Genomic DNA, 18,497 nt, shown 5'->3' on the forward strand with positions numbered 1-18,497 from the left:
TTACTGTAACAAATACAATAAAAGGATGAGTCTCATTGCCCAGGCGGGTTTTCTCTATTTTTCACGTTCTTTTTATGCGGTAGACGTGCGATATATTGCAAGGCAATTAAGCGGGATACAATCAGCGCCAGATACATCACCCCGACAAACATCTGGATAATGGCTAGCATCCGTGCGACCGGACTGACCGGCATGATATCAGACAGTCCTGTTGCAGATTGCACACTGAAACTAAGAAAAATCAGATCCAGCCAGGGTTGATAGGCTTGCAGATCGGGGTCTGAAAAGCTGTACGGCACCAGCAGCTGACAGATACTGTAGAGGAAGGCAAAGCCCCAGGCCAGCAAGGTAAATACTGCGCCAGCGGCAAAGAGTTCATCCTTGGTCAGATAACGGTCATGAAACATATAACGCAGTAGGCCATAGGCTGCACTAAAATAAGCACCAGCTTCAAACAGGTGGGCGGTGACATGGATCCAGGTATAACGCAGTCCCAGCATAATCAGGGAGGAAAAGAGAATTGCGCCGGCGACAAAGCTGAGTCCTAAAATGGTAAACATCGGAGTCTGGCGAATGACTCTGGCAATCACCAGCAAAACCAGAACACCCAGTACCCAGGTTCCCGCCCGATAAGACATGCTTCCATAACTCAATACCGACAAGAGCAAGATCAGCAATTGCAGGCACAACAGCCATGCCGAAGGCAAATGGGTAAAGCTGTTCCAGAACTGCTGCAGAGATTGCTTCATAATGCCCTTCTTGTTGCTATTCTTGTTACTATCTTCATGTAGGGAATACATTGTTATTGTTAACAGCTTTTAACATAGCATGCTCAAAGCCACTTGCAGATATACGATTTGTATGAAAATTACTGAAATAACGCTGCACAAATCCAGCCATCTCAATTCAATACGGCGTTTATGCTAAAGAGAAAGCTTGATTATATCTCCATAAAAAAAGCCCCTGACGGGGCTTTTTTAGCGTAGCGCAGATCTTAGTGATCCGATGCGCCTGAGATACCAATACCGGTTTGTGAACGTACAAACTGGGCATCAAAGGCTTTGCGTTCTGCCTGAGCCTGTGCCGAATTATCCGTCACAGAGAACAACCAGCAGCACAAGAATGACAATGGCATCGCGAAGATTGCAGGACCATTGAACGGGTTCACTGGCGTATCAGAAATACCCAAAGTATCGACCCATACTGCTTTAGACAGCACAATCAAGGTTACTGCGGTTACCAGACCGGCAACACCACCAATAACTGCACCACGTGTCGTCAAACCTTTCCAGAACATAGACAATACTAGTACCGGGAAGTTGGCACATGCCGCAACCGAGAATGCCAGACCGACCATGAAGGCTACGTTTTGTTTCTCGAACAGAATCCCGAGAATCATCGCGAAGATCGCAAGACCTAAAGTCGCAATTTTAGACATACGTAGTTCAGATTCAGGCGTGGTTTGGCCTTTCTTCAACACGTTGGCATACAAGTCATGCGAAATTGCTGAAGCACCTGACAGGGTCAAACCAGCAACGACTGCAAGAATCGTGGCAAATGCAACTGCAGAAATGAAGCCCATGAACAGGTCACCGCCCACTGCATCAGACAGGTGCACCGCCGCCATGTTATTACCACCGACCAGCTCCAGCTTGCCAGTCACTGCCATTTTCGCAACATCAAGGAATTGCGGGTTGTTCGATACATACAGAATCGCACCGAAACCAATGATGAAGGTGAGCAGGTAGAAATAACCAATAAAGCCTGTAGCAACCACGACTGATTTACGCGCTTCTTTGGCATCTTTTACCGTGAAGAAACGCATCAGGATATGTGGCAGACCTGCTGTACCAAACATCAATGCCAGACCTAAAGAGATTGCATCAATCGGATTAGACGCCAGACTACCCGGACCCATGATCTTGGTCGCATCTGTCAGGCTTAAATCATGTACTTTTGAATAAACACCAATCGCCTGTTCAAACATGTTGGTAAAGCTGAAGCCCACGCCTTTCATGACCATGAATGCCATAAAGGTCGCACCAGACAGCAACATTACCGCCTTGATGATCTGTACCCAAGTGGTCGCCAACATACCGCCGAAAATTACGTAGGCCATCATCAGCAAGCCAACGATCACGACTGCAATGTTATAGTTCAGACCGAATAGAAGTTTGATCAGCTGACCTGCACCCACCATCTGTGCAATCAGGTAAAACGCAACCACAACCAGCGAGCTTAAAGCGGCCAAGGTACGTACCGGTTTTTCCTGCAAGCGGAAAGATACTACGTCTGACAGGTTGTATTTACCCAGGTTACGCAGACGTTCTGCCACCAGGAACAATACGATCGGCCAACCGACCATAAAGCCCAGTGAATACAGCAAGCCATCAAAGCCTGACAGGAACACCATCGCGGAAATACCCAGGAATGATGCTGCTGACATATAGTCACCGGCAATCGCCAGGCCATTCTGGAAACCAGAAATACCGCCACCGGCCGTATAGAAATCTGTGGTGCTGGTGGTTTGTTTCGCTGCCCATTTGGTAATGAACAGTGTTGCACCGACGAAAACCACAAACATGATAATCGCGTGCCAGTTGGTCGCCTGCTGTTCTGCTGCACCCAGATCAGGACCAGCGAATGCAACGCCTGAAGCCACTATCGTGGTCGCCAGGGCAATAAGAGAATTCCATTTCATCTTAGTGGTGTCCTTTTTCATGCGCAATCGCTTCGACTTCACGGATTGCTTCTTCAGTCAATTGATCAAGTTTGTTATTGGCAATGTAGGAATACACACCACACAAGATAAACGACAGGACAATGATACCTAGACCAAGTGGAATACCCCACGTGGTCACACCACCTGAAATTGAAGACAGTAGAAATTCTTTGTTGTAACCAACCAGCAACATGAAACCCACATAGACAAATAGCATAATGCCGGTCAACGTCCAGCTGAGCGTACTTTTCTTGCGGACCATTTCCTTGAATTTTGGATTTTGTAGAATTCGATCTACTTGTACCTCATCCATAATTACTCTCCTGTAGCCCAACCTTGGGCTGCCTATTTTTTAATTCGAATTATCACTGTTGCAAATTAACAATAATCGTAGGTGTTTGTAATTTAGACTTTGGTCGTTAAAAAATGATCAATTTAAACTGTAGCGTTCACGATGCGTTATCATAGCGGCATGCTCAGTACACATCAGGCTATATGAACAGTTGGCTCATCATAGGGGTACTCGCCCTCTATATCGCATTACTCTTTATCTGCGCTTTCTACGGGGAAAAACATGCCAGCCGGCTGAGTACCCGTGGGCGCATGCTATTGTTTAGTTTAACTTTAGGAGTGTACTGCTCCTCCTGGACCTTTTATGGCGCCACGGGTGCTGCGGTACGTGAAGGGATTATTTTCCTGCCGATCTATCTGGGTCCCCTGCTCTTCGTTGCCGTCGGCTATGACATCTGGCGCCGTCTGGGACGGGTGCGGCAGCATCATGCCATTTCTTCGATCGCTGACTTTGTCGCAGCACGCTATGGTAAAAGTGGTCCCCTCGCCTCGCTGGTAACCATTCTGGCGGTAGTGGCGATTGTGCCCTATCTGGCCTTGCAGTTACGTGCCATTGCCTTAAGTGCCGCCGTCATTCTAGAACCTTCCGCAGGTGTAACCGGCACCACCAATGGCGTGCTATTTCTGACTGGGGTTCTGGCAATACTGGCGATGATGTTTGGTACCCGGCAGATTGCCAATACCGAACAGCATGGCGGCCTGATGCTGGCCGTGGCATTTGAGTCTTTTGTCAAACTCTTCGCCCTGCTGGCAGTTGCCTGTTTCTTTATGTTTGAAGCACCAGAGAATCTGGCACAGATCAGTACCGATATCAGTACCACTTTTCATGATGTACAACTGTTTGGCGTGCCACAAAGTTTCTGGATTCAGACCCTTCTGGCGGCACTGGCGATTATTTGCCTGCCGCGCCAGTTCCATGTGGCGGTGGTTGAGCTGCGCGATGAAAAACATATCCGCGGTGCACGGCGCTGGTTCGCAGTTTACTTGATTCTGACCACCCTGGCGATTATTCCCATTGCCAGCTGGGCATTGCATGCGGCACCGCAATATTTGGCGATTCCGGATGTGGCGGTACTTTCTTTGCCACTCAGCTATAACCAGGACTGGTTAACCTTATTGGCATTTCTGGGTGGTTTCTCTGCCTCTACCGGGATGCTACTGGTGTCTTCTGTGGCACTGTCAATCATGCTCAGCAATGACCTGATCATGCCGGCGTTGTGGCGTTTAAAGCTGATTTCCCGGCATGACAAACGCTTGCCGTTGGTGCTGAAATTTACCCGCCGGGTCTGTATCCTGGGTGTGATGTTGATGGGCTTCCTGTTCTTCAACTTCTTTAATGATATTGACCAGCTGTCAGTTTTTGGCCTGTTGGCGTTTAGTGCGGTGGCACAATTCGCCCCTGCCCTGATCGGCGGCCTGTACTGGCGTGGCGGCAGTAAACAGGGTGTATATGCCGGATTGTTGACCGGTTTTGCCTTGTGGGCTTATACCCTGCTGTTTCCGACCATTTTGCGCAGCCTGCCCGAAGCCTATAGCAGCTTTAGTCAAAGCCTGCTGAATCAAGGTCCTTTTGGCTGGAACTGGTTAAGACCGGAAGCCCTGATCGGTTTTGAGTCTTTTGATCCGCTGACGCATGGAGTAGTCTGGGCACTGGGCTTAAATACCCTGCTGTATATCTGGATTTCCCGTATTTTCCGTCCGAGTATTGCCGAACAGATTCAGGCCGAAAGTTTCTTCTATTATGAAACCAAGCCACTACCCTCGCAGAGTCCTTCTACCGAGGTCAGCTATTCGCATCAGGATGTCGCCCGTTTAAAAGTCGGTGATCTGATTACCCTAGCTAAACGCATTACCGGTGAAGGGCCGACCACACGCGCTTTTCAGCAATTTTGTATCCAAAACAGTGTAGAACTGAATGAAAATAGCAGCGCCAATGGCATGTGGTGGCGTTTTACCGAACAGTATCTGGCCGGCACCATCGGGGCAGCTTCGGCACGTACCCTGTTGACCACGGCCATGGTCAATAATGGCCTGGCCCTGGGTCAGGTCGCTAATATTCTCGATCAGGCCTCACAATGGCAACGTTTTAACCAGAACCTGATCATGACCATGATTGATCACATGACCCAAGGGGTCAGCGTAGTCGATGAAAACATGTGTCTGGTGGCCTGGAACAATCAGTATCTGAAACTGTTCGATTATCCGACCGATATTGTCTATGTCGGCTGTCCAATCGCAGATCTGATCCGTTATAACGCTGAACGTGGTGAGTGTGGACCAGGTTCAGTCGAAGAACATGTACGGAAACGGATTCACTGGATGCAGGTCGGCAGTGCCCATGAATTTGAACGGATTCGTAAAGATGGTCGCGTCATTCAGATGCGCGGTAATCCGATCGAAGGCGGCGGTTTCGTCACGACCTTCGCAGACATTACCGCTTTCCGTGAAAATGAAGCCGTACTTGAAGCCCGGGTTCAGGACCGTACCCAGCAGCTCGCCGATGCCTTGTCCGAGCAGCAACTGGCACGGGAACAGGCAGATAAAGCCAATATGTCAAAAAGCCGCTTCATTGCCGCTGCCAGTCATGACCTGTTGCAGCCGATGCATGCCGCACGTTTGTTCAGTACCGCACTCGAACAAAGTGTGCAAAATGACGAAGATCGTAAGACCTTGCAGCAACTGGATCGTGCCTTGCATGGCGCAGAAAGCATGCTGTCTGCCCTGCTGGATATTGCCCGACTGGAAGGCGGGACCATTCAGCCGAAACGTCAGGCTTATCCGCTGCATGACCTGCTCAGCGATTTGGAACTCCAGTTCAAATCAATCGCTGCACAACGTGGCATCAAGTTCAGTGTGCATGATGCACAGTTCTGGATTGATACCGATCCACAATGGATTCGCCGCATTATCCAGAACTTTGTCAGCAATGCGTTGCGTTATACTGCCAGAGGTAAAGTGGTGGTCGGTGTATTACGTTCGAGCAGCAGACCGAATCATATCCGTATTGGCGTCTGGGATACTGGCCCGGGCATTGCCGAAGAACAGCGCATCAAACTGTTTCAGGAATTTGAACGTTGCGGCCACACCTCGCCTTGGGGTGAACAGGGTCTGGGCCTAGGTTTGGCGATCGTACAACGCATGACCAGCATGCTGGACTATCCGGTACATGTGTCTTCTGCGCTGGGTAAAGGTTCCTGCTTTATGATTGAAGTGCCTGTGATCGAAGCACCGAAAGTGGTCGCAGTACCGGTTCAGGCCGTACCTTTAAAGAGCAAAGCCTTTAAGATTCTATGTCTGGATAATGATGAAACCATTCTGGAAGGCATGTCGACCTTATTGACCAAATGGGGTTATCAGGTGTTTAAAGCCACTGAACCTGAACAAGCAGCCATGCTGATTCAGCAGGAAAATATTCAGGTCTGGCTGGTGGATCAACATCTGAATCAGGACAAGATCGGTCTGGATTTCATTCTGGAACATCGTTCGAAGGATATTCCGGTCGCCTTGATTACCGCCGACTCCGATCCGGAATTGCCGCAACGTCTGAAAGAGTTGAACATAGTTCTGCTGAAAAAACCACTGAAACCGGCATCATTACGTTCATGGTTATCTGGACTGAAAATTTCCGACTCCTAAGTAGATAACGATCTGATCAATGCCCATTTCACACCCTGAAATGGGCATTTTTTATACTCAACTGCCACATAAACTTACCTAGCTTGCATAAAATTTATTCTAATGTGCTAAAAGCAGCAAATATGCCGAAAATACAGCTGAATAAATTGACCAAAATGCTCATTTTTTAATTCACTATGGCAAAAACTGACGAATGTATTAATGTACATGTGTACACTTGGTTACAATTAATTATCTTATTGTTTTTAATAAAAATTAAAGAGTAATTTTCCACTACTATAACTTTAGTCGTATTTTTATCCCTTGTACTTGGCTCTAAAAATAGAGGAATAAGAAACGATCAGTTTCCATCTCATGTAGCCTTAATTTTTTTGGTCGCTGATCTATTTCTGCATATCGGAGTTCTTCACATGAACATAGATCAAAACCAGGGCCTGAATCAGACCCAGCAGTTTCACCGTCAATATGGCGCCAATGCCTTATTGCCAAGCATTGACTGGGCACAGATCTTTAAATACAGCAAGCTGAATGATGCCCAGTATCAGGCACTGGAAACGCTGTATCAGAGTGCAGTACCCCTGGCACTGCAAGTCTTTGATGAATTACATTTTGATGTCTTTGAACCTTATGCCTACAAGCCGCAAGGTCTGGGACTATTTGAAAAGATTGCTGAACAGGAAGACAAGCTGATTCAGTCTTTAGAAGCTGAAACAGAGGACCTTCCAGCAAAAACCCGTCATCAGATCTGGAGCATGTTGCTGCGTGGTGGCGCGGTACTGGTCTTTAAGGCCTGGCTGGGTAAAGTCAAAAATGAAGAAGATTGTCTGGACACCAGCCAATTTGATGAGCTGTCTGATCTGTTATTTATCAAAACCTGCCCACATGAGCTGGCGCAGCGTTTACATGTCGATCCGAATACGCGCGACGAACATGTCTTCCTGATGTATGACAATGAAGTTTATCTGGATCGTTTTAACAGTCTGGAAACTGCGGCACTGTTTGTGGATCTGGGTGTATATGATGCGACTTTCCTGAGTCTGCGTGATGATCGCGTGGCGGAATATCTGAAATCGAAAGGTTATGTCACCGAAGAGCAGATTGACGAATTGCAATGTGCCTTAAATCCATTGTTTTGTGATGATTTCACCCGCAAGCAGGATTATATCGCCTAGCTGACTCAGGCCTTTGCACTCAATTTTTCAGATTTCACCCATAAAAAAAGACCTCCAAGGAGGTCTTTTTCAATTCGGCTATGCAGAACTTACATTTTGCGGTCTTCAATATTCAGTGCATTAATGGCCAATACCGCTTGTGTCCGGTTTTGTACTCCGAGTTTACGGAAGATTGCCGTCACATGCGCTTTAATCGTCGCTTCTGACACATCCAGTTCATAAGCAATCTGCTTGTTTAATAAACCTTCAGCCACCATCATCAATACCCGGAATTGTTGCGGCGTCAAAGACTGGATCCGTTCTGCCAAAGCCGTTTCATCGGCAGCACGCGGATCAAAATTCATATTGGCTGGCAGATTTGGCGGTAACCAGATTTCACCTTCCAGCACTTCACGAATCGCTTCACCGATATGGCTTGGATGGGCAGATTTAGGAATATAGCCCATCGCCCCATGTGCAATGGCACGCTGGATGATACTGACTTCTTCATGCGCAGACACGACAATAATCGGTAAAGACGGATACTGTGCGCGGACATGCACCAGGGCAGAAAAGCCGGAAGCGCCCGGCAGGTTTAAATCCAAGAGCACAAGATCAGGCTCAGGGCCATTTTCTAGACGTTCATAAAATTCATTGACTGCCGCAGTTTCATGAATCTGGGCTTGTGGCAGGCTATAACGTACAGCTTGAATCAAGGCATGACGAAATAGTGGATGATCATCAACGATTAAAATATTCATAGGCAACGTGAGAGAGATCTTGGCACGGTAGCCCCTATTCTAACCACACAACCCGGTTAAGGATATGCAAGACACTACAATTTTTAAAATAATATGCAGTTTTTCTTCAAAATTGCCCATTTTTGCACTATTGCAATAATTGTTTAATTCTCATCACTTTTTTATATATCACTTATTCCTCACTGAAAAAGCTTATCTTTATTCAATATAAATATAAATATCATTTACTTACATATAAAAACCTCCTTAAGAATCGAGCCTTTGTCGTATATCGCAAAATCAGATAACTTTTCAGCTTTTCGTTATTTTACAGCCCTTCGCTGAATCGGGATTAATAGGGTCATTCCGAGATTATCCCTATTTTTCAGGTTCTAAATATGTCTAATTTTAATGCGCAAAAACCTTTAAATATTGTGGCCGTATCTGGCGGTTTAAATCATCCTTCAAAAACCGAAGCCTTGGTTCAGGCCATTCTGGATGAGCTTGGAGAAGCGACACCAATCAATGTGCATTTCATTAAATTTAGCGAAATTGGTTCGCTCTTGGGCGGCGCGATTTACCGCAATCAGTTGCCGCAACGCGTTCAGGATGACCTGGCAGCAGTAGAAGCCGCAGATGCGCTGATTGTTGGCACTCCTGTATACCGCGCTTCATTTACCGGCCTGTTCAAGCATTTCTTTGACTTTGTCGAGCAAACGGCGCTGGTCGATGTTCCGGTATTACTGGCGGCTTCTGGTGGCAGTGACCGTCATGCGCTGGTGCTTGAACATCAACTGCGTCCCTTATTCAGCTTCTTTCAGGCACAGACTTTACCGATTGGCGTCTATGCCACTGACCGCGATTTCACCCCTGCATATACTATTCATAGCGAATTGCTACGCGACCGGATTACCCTGGCTGTGGCGCGTGCATTGCCGATTCTTGAATGGGCGCCGGCCAAGGGACAACGTGCTGAAATCATTAAAGAAAAAACCATTCAAGCGAGTCAAAATCTGGGCATTAACAAGCAGATCGAACAGGAAGAAGTGCTGCCTTCAGCAGCCGTGCCGAGCCTGGATGCCGCAGAATCGCGCTTGCACAGCAAGAAAGCACCAAAGACTCAAGTGGCTTGAACACAGCATTGCAGAGGGTGATGAATATGTCGAATGATAAAAATATCGTATTTGCCTATGGGGTACCGAATGTCAGCGGTGGTTTGGTGGTCAGTAACATCGATCAGCGCACCGACTGGAGCTATGACTATAACGTGCGTCTGGCACAAACCGCTGAACAGGCAGGCTTTGACTATGCCCTGACCCAGATTCGTTTTATTGCCGGCTATAACGCAGAAAACCAGCATGAATCAGTGAGCTTCAGTCATGGCATTCTGGCCAAAACTGAACGCCTGAAAGTCATTGCCGCGATTCTACCGGGTCCATGGAAGCCGGCACTGGCTGCCAAACAACTGGCGACGATTGACCATCTGAGCAATGGCCGGATTGCGATCAATGTAGTGAGTGGCTGGTTCCGCGGTGAGTTTGATGCCATTGGTGAAGAATGGCCGGAACATGACGAGCGTTATGCCCGTTCGGAAGTGTTTATCCGTAGCCTGAAAGGGGTTTGGACCCAGAATAATTTTAATTTTGAGGGTAAATATTATCAATTCAAAGACTATACCCTGAGTCCAAAACCGCTACAAAAACCACATATTGAAATCTTTCAGGGCGGCAGTTCCCGGGCAGCACGTGATATGGCTTCGCGTGTGTCTGACTGGTACTTCACCAATGGCAATACCCAGGAAGAGCTGAAAAAACAGATCGATGATATTCGTGAAAAAGCCAAGGCCAACAACCACTCGGTGAAAATTGGTGTAAATGCCTTTGTGATTGCACGCGATAGCGAAGAAGAAGCCCAGGCTGTATTGCAGGAAATCATTAGCAAGGCCAATGTGCAGGCGGTGAAATCCTTTGATGAAGCCACTCGTGAAGCCGGCGCAGCAAGTCAGGAAGGTGAAGGCAATTGGGCCAAATCCACTTTTGAAGATCTGGTGCAATACAATGACGGGTTCCGCACCAATCTGATCGGGACACCGCAGCAGATTGCTGAACGGATTATCGAACTGAAAAAAGTGGGCGTCGACTTGATTCTGTCAGGCTTCTTGCACTTTATTGAAGAAGTCGAATATTTTGGCCAGAAGGTACTGCCTTTGGTTCGTGAGCTTGAAGCACAACAGGCAACGCCGGTGCAGCAAGAAGAAGCTGAGCCCGTATAAGTATTCCAATAAATCTCAGCAGATTCACTCCCTCCCTCAAGGCTCGGCTTGGGGGATTTTTTTATGTGATAAAATTGTTGTCTTGCTAGGTTTAAGACCATCAATTCCTTAAAATTCTGCACTAACGACTTTCCAAGAATTTTAACAATGCAACTAATCTGGTTTCGTCAAGACCTCCGCATTCATGATCATGCCGCGCTCTGGCATGCCACCCAGCAAGGCACCTGTATAGCACTGGTGGTTCTCTCTCCCGAACAATGGAAGCTGCATCAGGATGCCTGGATAAAAATTGATTTTTATCTACGCCGCCTCGACATCTTAAAGCAGCAGTTAACGCAGCTGAATATTCCATTAATCATTTTAAATGTTCCCTTATGGCAAGACCTGCCGGCCGAAATTTTAAGTCTGTGCCAAAAAATGCAGATTGATACGCTACATGCCAATATTGAGGTGGGCGTGAATGAACTGCAACGTGACGCTCAGGTACAGCAGATACTGGAACAGCAGCAGACCCGGGTTGAGCTGTATCATGATCGCAGCCTGTTTCCACTGACCAGTATCCGCAATCAGTCCAATCAGCCTTATCAGGTCTATAGTGCCTTTAAGAAAAAATGCTATGAGCGACTGATTCAGAATATACCGGGCTGCTATCCTGCCATTCAGCCTCAAGATCCGTTTGAATTACCAGACCAGCTGACCAGATTTGATCTGCAAAAATTTGCGGCTGATTATGAGGTCGATCATGCTGCCCCGCTCTGGCCTGCGCAGGATCAAGCTGCCTTTGAGCTGCTCGATGATTTTGTCGAGGAGAAAATGGCTCACTATAAAATCGAGCGAGATCTACCTGCAGTCGATGGCACCAGCCGCCTGTCACCGTATCTGAATATAGGCATCCTCTCAATCCGTCAATGTATGCAGACCCTATTTAAGGACGGATATTTCCAGATTGATGATATCGGTCAGCAGACCTGGCTGGATGAACTACTATGGCGCGAGTTTTATCTGCATACCCTGTTTGATTTTCCCCGTGTAGCCAAGCATCGGCCTTTTAAGGAAAATACCGATAACATCCAGTGGCGCAATGCACCTGAAGATCTGGCTGCCTGGCAGCACGGACAAACCGGGATTCCGATTGTCGATGCCGGTATGCGGCAAATGCGAGTCACTGGCTGGATGCATAACCGGGTGCGCATGATTACTGCGATGTTTATATGTAAAAACCTGCTGATAGACTGGCGTCTAGGAGAAAGCTGGTTCATGCAACAGCTGATTGATGGTGATCTGGCAGCGAACAATGGCGGCTGGCAATGGTGTGCTTCGACCGGCATGGATGCCGTGCCCTATTTCCGGATTTTTAATCCGGTCAGCCAGTCACAGAAGTTTGATCCGAATGGGGATTATATTCGCCGCTGGGTGCCGGAACTGGCGCATCTGGATGCCAAAAGCATTCATGACCCCTATGCCAAAAATCCAGATCTTGAACTGGATTATCCAAAACCAATTGTGGATTTGAAAGCCTCTCGTGTAAGAGCGATTGAAGCGTTTAAGCAAATTTAAAACCAAACTTGTTCATCTCGAATAAAACAGCCTCCGTTAAAGAGGCTGTTTTATTTTCAAATCAGGAATAAAAACTTGGATCAGGCACTTTTCCGGTCAGCACCCATTCGCCCACTTCCTGATACTTATAATCGATCGGATCATGCAAGGTCTGGGTGCGGACATTACGCCAGAAGCGGTCAAGATTGAGCTTGGCCGTGGTGGCCCGTGCACCCATCACCTGGAAAATATTCTGGGTAATATAGAGAGAGATATTGGTTGCGGCAATTTTGGCTGTGGCAATGGCAACTGAGACTTCACCGCGCTGTTCGGCACTTAAATCATTCCCAAGCTCCCAGGCTGCCTGTAAAGTCTGAACCGCTTTATCTGCCAGTAAGCGTACACTTTCCAGTTGTACATAAAACTCGGCAAAATGCTTCTGGGTAAAAGGATCATTCACTGCATCGTCTGCCAGTGATTTGGACCAGGCTTTTTGGGTCTGTACGCCCTGTCTGGCGATTTCAAATGCTCCTTCTGCCACGCCCAAAAACAGATGCACGAAAATCAGCTGGGCAATCAAAGGCCGTAGACTGGAATACGGCGTACTCAGTGGACCTGGATTTAACAGCAATTCATCTTCATGAATGTTGACCTGCTCAAAATGGCTGGTACCACTGTCGGTCTGGCGTTGGCCCATATTGTTCCAGTCACCCAGAAAACTCACACCCTCTCGCTGGGTCGGAATCACACCTATCAGCAATTTTCCGGCTTCGTTATAGCCCGAACACAACAACATATCTGAATCGATCGAACCCGAGCAGAAGCTTTTATCACCATGGAAAATATATTCGTTTTCTGAAACTTTTATGGCTGTGGTACGACGATCCAGTGGATTTAGAGTATTACCCCAAAACAGATTATTTTGGGCAGTCTGTTCAAACCACGCACCATATTGTTCAGGTTGAGAAAATAATTGAACGGTCGCAATCAGCAAATGGTGAAAGCCGTAGACATGGGCCAATGAACTGTCGACTTGGGCAATGGTCTGAATGGTGCTAAAAATGGTCGGCCAATCTGCTTCCTGACCGCCATACTGCTTCGGAATAGACAGGCCAAGCAAGCCACTCTGGCGAATCAGGTCACGCTCAGCTTTGGGATTCCCCCCCTGTTTATCCCGTTCTGCTGCAGTCTGGGCGAAAGTTTCAGCCAGTTCCCGGGCAATCTCTAAGGGCAACTGATCGAGATATGATTGTCGTATATTCATTATTTTTGGACCTATATTCAGCATGGCTTGAGCTTAGCAGATTGCAGCCTGTCACTATATCCGAAAGCATGCAGAGCTTATTCCCGATATAAAAATACCGGCGGGATGCCGGTATTGGAAAAGCTTAAATTTAAGCGTTATTACGCTGTACCTCTGCGATCAAATGATCCACCACCTGCGGTTCAGCCAGGGTTGAAGTATCTCCGAGACTATCCAGCTCATCGGCTGCAATTTTTCGCAGGATCCGCCGCATGATTTTGCCGGAGCGGGTTTTTGGCAAGGCCGGTGCCCAGTGCAAGGCGTCTGGTGTAGCCACTGGACCAAGAATCTTGCGTACCCAGCTGACCAGTTCTCCACGTAATTGATCTGAACTGGCAACATCAGCCTGCAAAGTCACAAAGGCACAAATGCCCTGACCTTTAATGTCATGCGGCATACCCACTACAGCGGCCTCAGCCACCGATTCATGCGCCACCAGTGCACTTTCAATTTCTGCCGTACCTAGACGATGTCCGGACACATTCAGGACATCATCGACACGACCGGTAATCCAGTAATAACCATCTTTATCGCGACGCGCCCCATCTCCGGTAAAATAAGTACCGGGATAGGTAGAGAAATAAGCTTCAATAAAACGCTCCGGGTCTCCCCAAATGGTACGCATCTGACCCGGCCAGGAATCCTTAATCACCAGATTTCCCTCAGCTTCACCCTCCAGTTCCTTGCCATCGGCATCGACAATAGCCGGTTGTACCCCGAAGAAAGGCCGTGTCGCAGAACCCGGTTTTAAATCAGTCGCACCCGGCAATGGTGTAATCATGAAACCGCCTGTTTCGGTTTGCCACCAGGTATCGATGACGGGACAGCCGCTTTCACCGACCACGGTGTAGTACCAGTTCCAGGCTTCCGGATTAATTGGCTCACCGACTGAACCTAAAATTCTCAGGCTACTGCGATCACTTTCCCGCACAAAAGCATCGCCCTCACGCATCATGGCGCGGATCGCGGTCGGTGCAGTGTAGAGAATGGTGACGTTATGCTTATCGACAATATGTCCGGTACGCGCCCAGCTTGGATATTGCGGTACACCTTCAAACATCACAGTGGTGGTCCCATTCGAAAGTGGCCCATATAGCACATAGGAATGTCCAGTGATCCAGCCGACATCTGCGGTACACCAGAACACATCATCCTGCTTGATATCAAACGCTTCACGGAAGGTGCAGTTGACATAAGTCAGATAACCGCCAGTGGTATGCATTACGCCCTTGGGCTTGCCGGTGGAACCTGAGGTATACAGGATAAACAGCGGATCTTCGGCATTCATCGGTTCCGGTGGGCAGATGTCATTCACTGACATAATTTCCGTGTGATACCACAGATCACGCCCTTCCTGCATTTCAATCGGGTTACCGGTGCGGTGTACCACCATTACATTTTGAATCGAGTCTGTACCTGCCAGTTTTAGTGCCTCATCGACATTGGCTTTCAGCGGAATGGCCTTACCGCCGCGCATGCCGGAATCGGCTGTAATCACCATTTTCGCCTGACAGTCTTCAATCCGGCTGGCCAATGAGTCTGGCGAGAAACCACCAAATACCACGCAATGCACCGCCCCGATCCGGGCACAGGCCAACATGGCAATCGCCGCTTCAGAGACCATCGGCATGTACAGCATGACCCGGTCGCCTTTCTGGATGCCATTTTTCTTCAGCACATTGGCAAAACGGCAAGTTTCATCATGCAGCTCGGCAAAGGAAATAATCTTGTGCCGCGAAGGATGATCCCCTTCCCAGATGATGGCCGGTTTATAGGGATGTTCTTTCAGGTACCGATCCAGACAGTTGGCACTGACATTGAGCTGACCATCGGCAAACCATTCGATTTTAAAATCGTCTTTGTTAAAACTGGTATTTTTGACTTGGGTAAAGGGCTTGATCCAGTCCAGACGTTGCGCCTGTTCTGCCCAAAATTTATCTGGCTGTTCTATAGAATACTGATAACGTTCGAAGTACTGGTCTTCGAGCGTACGTGCTGTTTTTTTAAATTCTTCGGGTACTGGATAGATCTCTTGCATAGGTCACTTCCTTGATTTTGTTCTATCTCATCACGAGAGGTTAATGCTGCGTTGTTGATTGTTTTTTATGCATAATGGCAGTATGGCCTGCTTATTTCGAATCCGGCAATCATGCTTTCGTCGTAGATTATTTATACAAATTCAATCAAAATAAACCACAACTTACAGTACAGAATCTTCTGCGCAACTGTGTATGATCTGTAGCACAGCCCTTAAAAATAAAATTGACCGCTTGTGGTTATTTCATCTGATTTAGCAGGATACGCTTTATGAAATCGCCTGAATCTCCCTACTTTAGCCCGCCTGCGCTGCCTGCATCGGATCATCCCCTTTCGATGAAAGGCCGCTTCGGACGCTTGAGCTTTATTGCCTGGTCGGCATTTCTGTATTTCATTTTTTTATTTGGCAGTATTGCACTGGGTCTCAGTATTGATATTGTGAATATTTCTACCCATTCTCTAGATCCCAACTGGCTGATTTCACTGCAAGGCTTGGCCAGTATCGGTGTGCTGATCATGGTTCTGGTCTATGTATATTTCGCTTTAGTGGTGACTGTTCGCCGTTTGCATGATATGAACCGCAGTGGCTGGTGGGCACTATTATTTTTACTGCCGCTAGTAAACATTTTTGTATGGCTTTATATCGTTTTTGGTTCGGGCGATCGAGGCACTAATCAGTATGGTCCGGCACGGATCACCTTGCTCTGGGAAAAAATTCTGGCCTGGCTGATGATTATCTTGACCCTGCTTAGCCTGTTGGGATCTATCGCTTTATTCAGTTATATGAGCGGTGAAGAACAAACACCTACCCCCACGGAAATGATGCAAAAAACCACCAAATACTTTTAACAACAGCGCCGTTATTTTTAGAAAATATCCACTGGTGACTTCGAGTCCTTATTAATTTTTTGCTGAACATCAGGCAAAATAGGCAAAATTTGAATTGTGGAATTTTTGTGGCAGAGCAAAACAATACCTTAAGCCAGGTAACTGAGGGCACTACGGAGTTGTTACATCAGGCAACTGAAAAAACGACTCAGACCGTGATTGAACATACCGCCAAGTATAATGATGCCTACAGCACCATTGACAAGATCATGGAAGGTTTCTGGGAACGTGTGCCTTATTTCTGTATCGCGCTAATCGTAATTACGATTTTCTGGTTACTCTCCAAAGTCTTCAAGTTTTTCGTACGTAAAACTTTGGAAAACCGCTCTTATACCCGTCAGAATCTGGTGTTGGTACTCAACCGTGTCGGCAGTACCTTTATTATTTTCTTTGGTATTCTGATTGGACTGGTGATTGCGGTTCCTGGCTTTACCCCGGGTCAGCTGATGAGTGCCCTCGGAATTGGTTCGGTCGCGATCGGTTTTGCCTTCAAGGATATTTTCCAGAACCTGCTCTCTGGTGTGCTGATTCTTCTCAGTGAACCGTTCAAGATTGGCGACGATATTATCGTGAATGGCATGGAAGGTACCGTTGAAGATATCCAGATTCGTGCGACCTTTTTACGCTCACCGGATGGACGCCGTATCGTCATTCCAAACGCGACCGTCTACACCAGTGCGGTTACGGTGAATACCGCCTATACCCGTCGCCGCTGCGAATTCGTCGTGGGTATCGGCTATGAAGATGACATCCAGAAAGCCAAAGACCTGATCACCGCTATTTTAGATAAAGATCCGACTATCCTGAGCCAGCCAGGCTTTAGTGTCAACGTAACGGCACTAGCTGACTTTTCTATTACCCTAAAAGCCTTCTGGTGGGTCGATACCACTGAAACCGGCACCGGAACCTCAATCAGTGCGGTGCAGGAACGGGTAATTCAAGCTTTTGCCGAGCATAATATTTCAATTCCGTATCCGGTACAGGAAGTCAAAGTCTATCGTGGCGAGGGTAATGAAGAAGCTTCAGCCCGCGCTAAACAGTCGACCTAAAACATAGGGAATCACGGTTTCTGTACGGATAATACGGTTACCCAGACTCACAGCCTGGCAGCCGTTTTTTATGAGTAAATCGACTTCATATGGAATAAATCCGCCTTCCGGACCGATAACAATCGTACAGGGATGATCAATAGCAAATGGCATCGCCTGCTCTGCATAAGGATGTGCCACATAAGCCGGACAATCCGTACCAATCAAACCCGGCAAGATATCTTCAACAAAGGGCTTAAAACGTTTATACAGCTCGATTTTCGGAGCAACCGTATCCCCTGCCTGTTCCAGTCCCAGCTCGATATAATGATTTAACTGCTGTAAAAATGGAGTTTGCCAATAGCTTTTATCGACACGGTAGCTATGTAGTAAAATGATTTTTTCAACGCCCAAGGTGACACTGTCCATGATCAGACGGCGCAGCACTTTCGGACGTGGCAAGGCCACGATTAAAGTCACTGGCAATTTTTCCGGAACAGTTTCTTGTTGCAGCGGTTTCAAGCGCACTGCTTTTTCAGAAATTTCGACAATCTCAGTCAGGTAACGCTGACCTTCCCGAATTCCGACTTTTAAAGTATCTCCCACCTGAATCTGTAGATGCTGCTGCAGATGTTCCAGTTGCCTAGTTGAGCTAATCGACCAGAATTCAGCTTCGGTTTGACGTGGATCAAGCAGGACGATATTCATAATGATCAAGTTCAAAAAAATAAGAAGTGAAGAGTTAAAAGATGAAAAAAATAAGGTTTCTGACCAGACTATAATTACAATCAGCTATCACGATTGGTGGCAGGGATGCCGCCCGTATCACTGAG

The 18,497-nt window shown here is 47.3% G+C and carries 14 protein-coding genes; 7 read left to right on the forward strand and 7 right to left on the reverse strand.

Going from position 1 to position 18,497, the window contains the following annotated elements; translation table 11 throughout:
* Positions 1 to 32: 32 nt before the first annotated feature.
* From ACO1B7_RS06225 to ACO1B7_RS06235, 3 genes are all read right to left on the reverse strand, one after another.
* Complete coding sequence (locus tag ACO1B7_RS06225) at positions 33 to 749, reverse strand: ion channel (RefSeq protein WP_153566902.1); 717 nt, start codon at positions 747 to 749, stop codon at positions 33 to 35.
* A gap of 245 nt (positions 750 to 994) precedes the next feature.
* Positions 995 to 2,701, reverse strand: a complete 1,707-nt coding sequence (locus ACO1B7_RS06230) for a cation acetate symporter (RefSeq protein WP_153566901.1) — start codon at positions 2,699 to 2,701, stop codon at positions 995 to 997.
* A 1-nt stretch (position 2,702) separates the two neighbouring features.
* On the reverse strand, positions 2,703 to 3,035 hold the full coding sequence (locus tag ACO1B7_RS06235) for a DUF485 domain-containing protein (protein WP_086044221.1): 333 nt from the start codon (positions 3,033 to 3,035) through the stop codon (positions 2,703 to 2,705).
* 182 nt (positions 3,036 to 3,217) lie between these two features.
* Between ACO1B7_RS06235 and ACO1B7_RS06240 the strand changes: the two genes are divergently transcribed.
* Positions 3,218 to 6,709: a hybrid sensor histidine kinase/response regulator gene (locus ACO1B7_RS06240; RefSeq protein ID WP_253172847.1), complete on the forward strand. Its 3,492-nt coding sequence runs from the start codon at positions 3,218 to 3,220 to the stop codon at positions 6,707 to 6,709.
* A gap of 410 nt (positions 6,710 to 7,119) precedes the next feature.
* Positions 7,120 to 7,881, forward strand: a complete 762-nt coding sequence (locus ACO1B7_RS06245; protein ID WP_004281371.1) for a hypothetical protein — start codon at positions 7,120 to 7,122, stop codon at positions 7,879 to 7,881.
* Between the two features lie 89 nt (positions 7,882 to 7,970).
* Here the strand turns inward: ACO1B7_RS06245 and ACO1B7_RS06250 are convergent, their stop codons facing one another.
* Positions 7,971 to 8,621 carry a response regulator gene (locus tag ACO1B7_RS06250; protein WP_004281370.1) on the reverse strand — a complete coding sequence of 217 codons (651 nt, stop codon included), beginning with the start codon at positions 8,619 to 8,621 and terminating at the stop codon, positions 7,971 to 7,973.
* 377 nt (positions 8,622 to 8,998) lie between these two features.
* Between ACO1B7_RS06250 and msuE the strand changes: the two genes are divergently transcribed.
* The 3 genes from msuE (at position 8,999) to ACO1B7_RS06265 (ending at position 12,429) form a co-directional block, all read left to right on the forward strand.
* The gene (msuE, locus tag ACO1B7_RS06255; RefSeq protein ID WP_423089923.1) at positions 8,999 to 9,733 is read left to right on the forward strand and encodes an FMN reductase; all 735 of its coding nucleotides are present in this window, start codon (positions 8,999 to 9,001) and stop codon (positions 9,731 to 9,733) included.
* 26 nt (positions 9,734 to 9,759) lie between these two features.
* Complete coding sequence (gene sfnG / locus ACO1B7_RS06260; RefSeq protein WP_423089924.1) at positions 9,760 to 10,872, forward strand: dimethylsulfone monooxygenase SfnG; 1,113 nt, start codon at positions 9,760 to 9,762, stop codon at positions 10,870 to 10,872.
* Between the two features lie 147 nt (positions 10,873 to 11,019).
* Complete coding sequence (locus tag ACO1B7_RS06265; RefSeq protein ID WP_423089925.1) at positions 11,020 to 12,429, forward strand: cryptochrome/photolyase family protein; 1,410 nt, start codon at positions 11,020 to 11,022, stop codon at positions 12,427 to 12,429.
* A gap of 61 nt (positions 12,430 to 12,490) precedes the next feature.
* Here the strand turns inward: ACO1B7_RS06265 and ACO1B7_RS06270 are convergent, their stop codons facing one another.
* Both ACO1B7_RS06270 and acs read right to left on the reverse strand, forming a co-directional pair.
* Positions 12,491 to 13,672, reverse strand: a complete 1,182-nt coding sequence (locus ACO1B7_RS06270; protein ID WP_148335096.1) for an acyl-CoA dehydrogenase family protein — start codon at positions 13,670 to 13,672, stop codon at positions 12,491 to 12,493.
* 130 nt (positions 13,673 to 13,802) lie between these two features.
* A complete protein-coding gene (gene acs, locus ACO1B7_RS06275) occupies positions 13,803 to 15,749 on the reverse strand; it encodes an acetate--CoA ligase (RefSeq protein WP_423089926.1) in 1,947 nt (648 codons plus the stop codon).
* 269 nt (positions 15,750 to 16,018) lie between these two features.
* Here acs and ACO1B7_RS06280 point away from each other — a divergent pair, with 269 nt between their 5' ends.
* Both ACO1B7_RS06280 and ACO1B7_RS06285 read left to right on the forward strand, forming a co-directional pair.
* Positions 16,019 to 16,597, forward strand: coding sequence for a DUF805 domain-containing protein (locus ACO1B7_RS06280; RefSeq protein WP_180038209.1), 579 nt, complete (start codon positions 16,019 to 16,021; stop codon positions 16,595 to 16,597).
* Between the two features lie 107 nt (positions 16,598 to 16,704).
* The gene (locus ACO1B7_RS06285; RefSeq protein WP_004281355.1) at positions 16,705 to 17,685 is read left to right on the forward strand and encodes a mechanosensitive ion channel family protein; all 981 of its coding nucleotides are present in this window, start codon (positions 16,705 to 16,707) and stop codon (positions 17,683 to 17,685) included.
* Here the strand turns inward: ACO1B7_RS06285 and ACO1B7_RS06290 are convergent.
* Positions 17,659 to 18,372 (reverse strand): 16S rRNA (uracil(1498)-N(3))-methyltransferase, encoded by a 714-nt coding sequence (locus tag ACO1B7_RS06290; protein ID WP_004281353.1) that lies wholly within the window; start codon positions 18,370 to 18,372, stop codon positions 17,659 to 17,661. The genes ACO1B7_RS06285 and ACO1B7_RS06290 overlap by 27 nt on opposite strands.
* Positions 18,373 to 18,497 lie beyond the last annotated feature (125 nt).

This window comes from Acinetobacter lwoffii (genome assembly GCF_049367455.1).
Classification (GTDB): domain Bacteria; phylum Pseudomonadota; class Gammaproteobacteria; order Pseudomonadales; family Moraxellaceae; genus Acinetobacter; species Acinetobacter lwoffii_W.

Bases quoted from the DNA above. Each gene is read 5' to 3' on its own strand.
- ACO1B7_RS06225 (WP_153566902.1), bottom strand. From the start codon at position 749: ATGAAGCAATCTCTGCAGCAGTTCTGGAACAGCTTTACCCATTTGCCT.
- ACO1B7_RS06230 (WP_153566901.1), bottom strand. From the start codon at position 2,701: ATGAAATGGAATTCTCTTATTGCCCTGGCGACCACGATAGTGGCTTCA.
- ACO1B7_RS06235 (WP_086044221.1), bottom strand. From the start codon at position 3,035: ATGGATGAGGTACAAGTAGATCGAATTCTACAAAATCCAAAATTCAAG.
- ACO1B7_RS06240 (WP_253172847.1), top strand. From the start codon at position 3,218: ATGAACAGTTGGCTCATCATAGGGGTACTCGCCCTCTATATCGCATTA.
- ACO1B7_RS06245 (WP_004281371.1), top strand. From the start codon at position 7,120: ATGAACATAGATCAAAACCAGGGCCTGAATCAGACCCAGCAGTTTCAC.
- ACO1B7_RS06250 (WP_004281370.1), bottom strand. From the start codon at position 8,621: ATGAATATTTTAATCGTTGATGATCATCCACTATTTCGTCATGCCTTG.
- msuE (WP_423089923.1), top strand. From the start codon at position 8,999: ATGTCTAATTTTAATGCGCAAAAACCTTTAAATATTGTGGCCGTATCT.
- sfnG (WP_423089924.1), top strand. From the start codon at position 9,760: ATGTCGAATGATAAAAATATCGTATTTGCCTATGGGGTACCGAATGTC.
- ACO1B7_RS06265 (WP_423089925.1), top strand. From the start codon at position 11,020: ATGCAACTAATCTGGTTTCGTCAAGACCTCCGCATTCATGATCATGCC.
- ACO1B7_RS06270 (WP_148335096.1), bottom strand. From the start codon at position 13,672: ATGAATATACGACAATCATATCTCGATCAGTTGCCCTTAGAGATTGCC.
- acs (WP_423089926.1), bottom strand. From the start codon at position 15,749: ATGCAAGAGATCTATCCAGTACCCGAAGAATTTAAAAAAACAGCACGT.
- ACO1B7_RS06280 (WP_180038209.1), top strand. From the start codon at position 16,019: ATGAAATCGCCTGAATCTCCCTACTTTAGCCCGCCTGCGCTGCCTGCA.
- ACO1B7_RS06290 (WP_004281353.1), bottom strand. From the start codon at position 18,372: ATGAATATCGTCCTGCTTGATCCACGTCAAACCGAAGCTGAATTCTGG.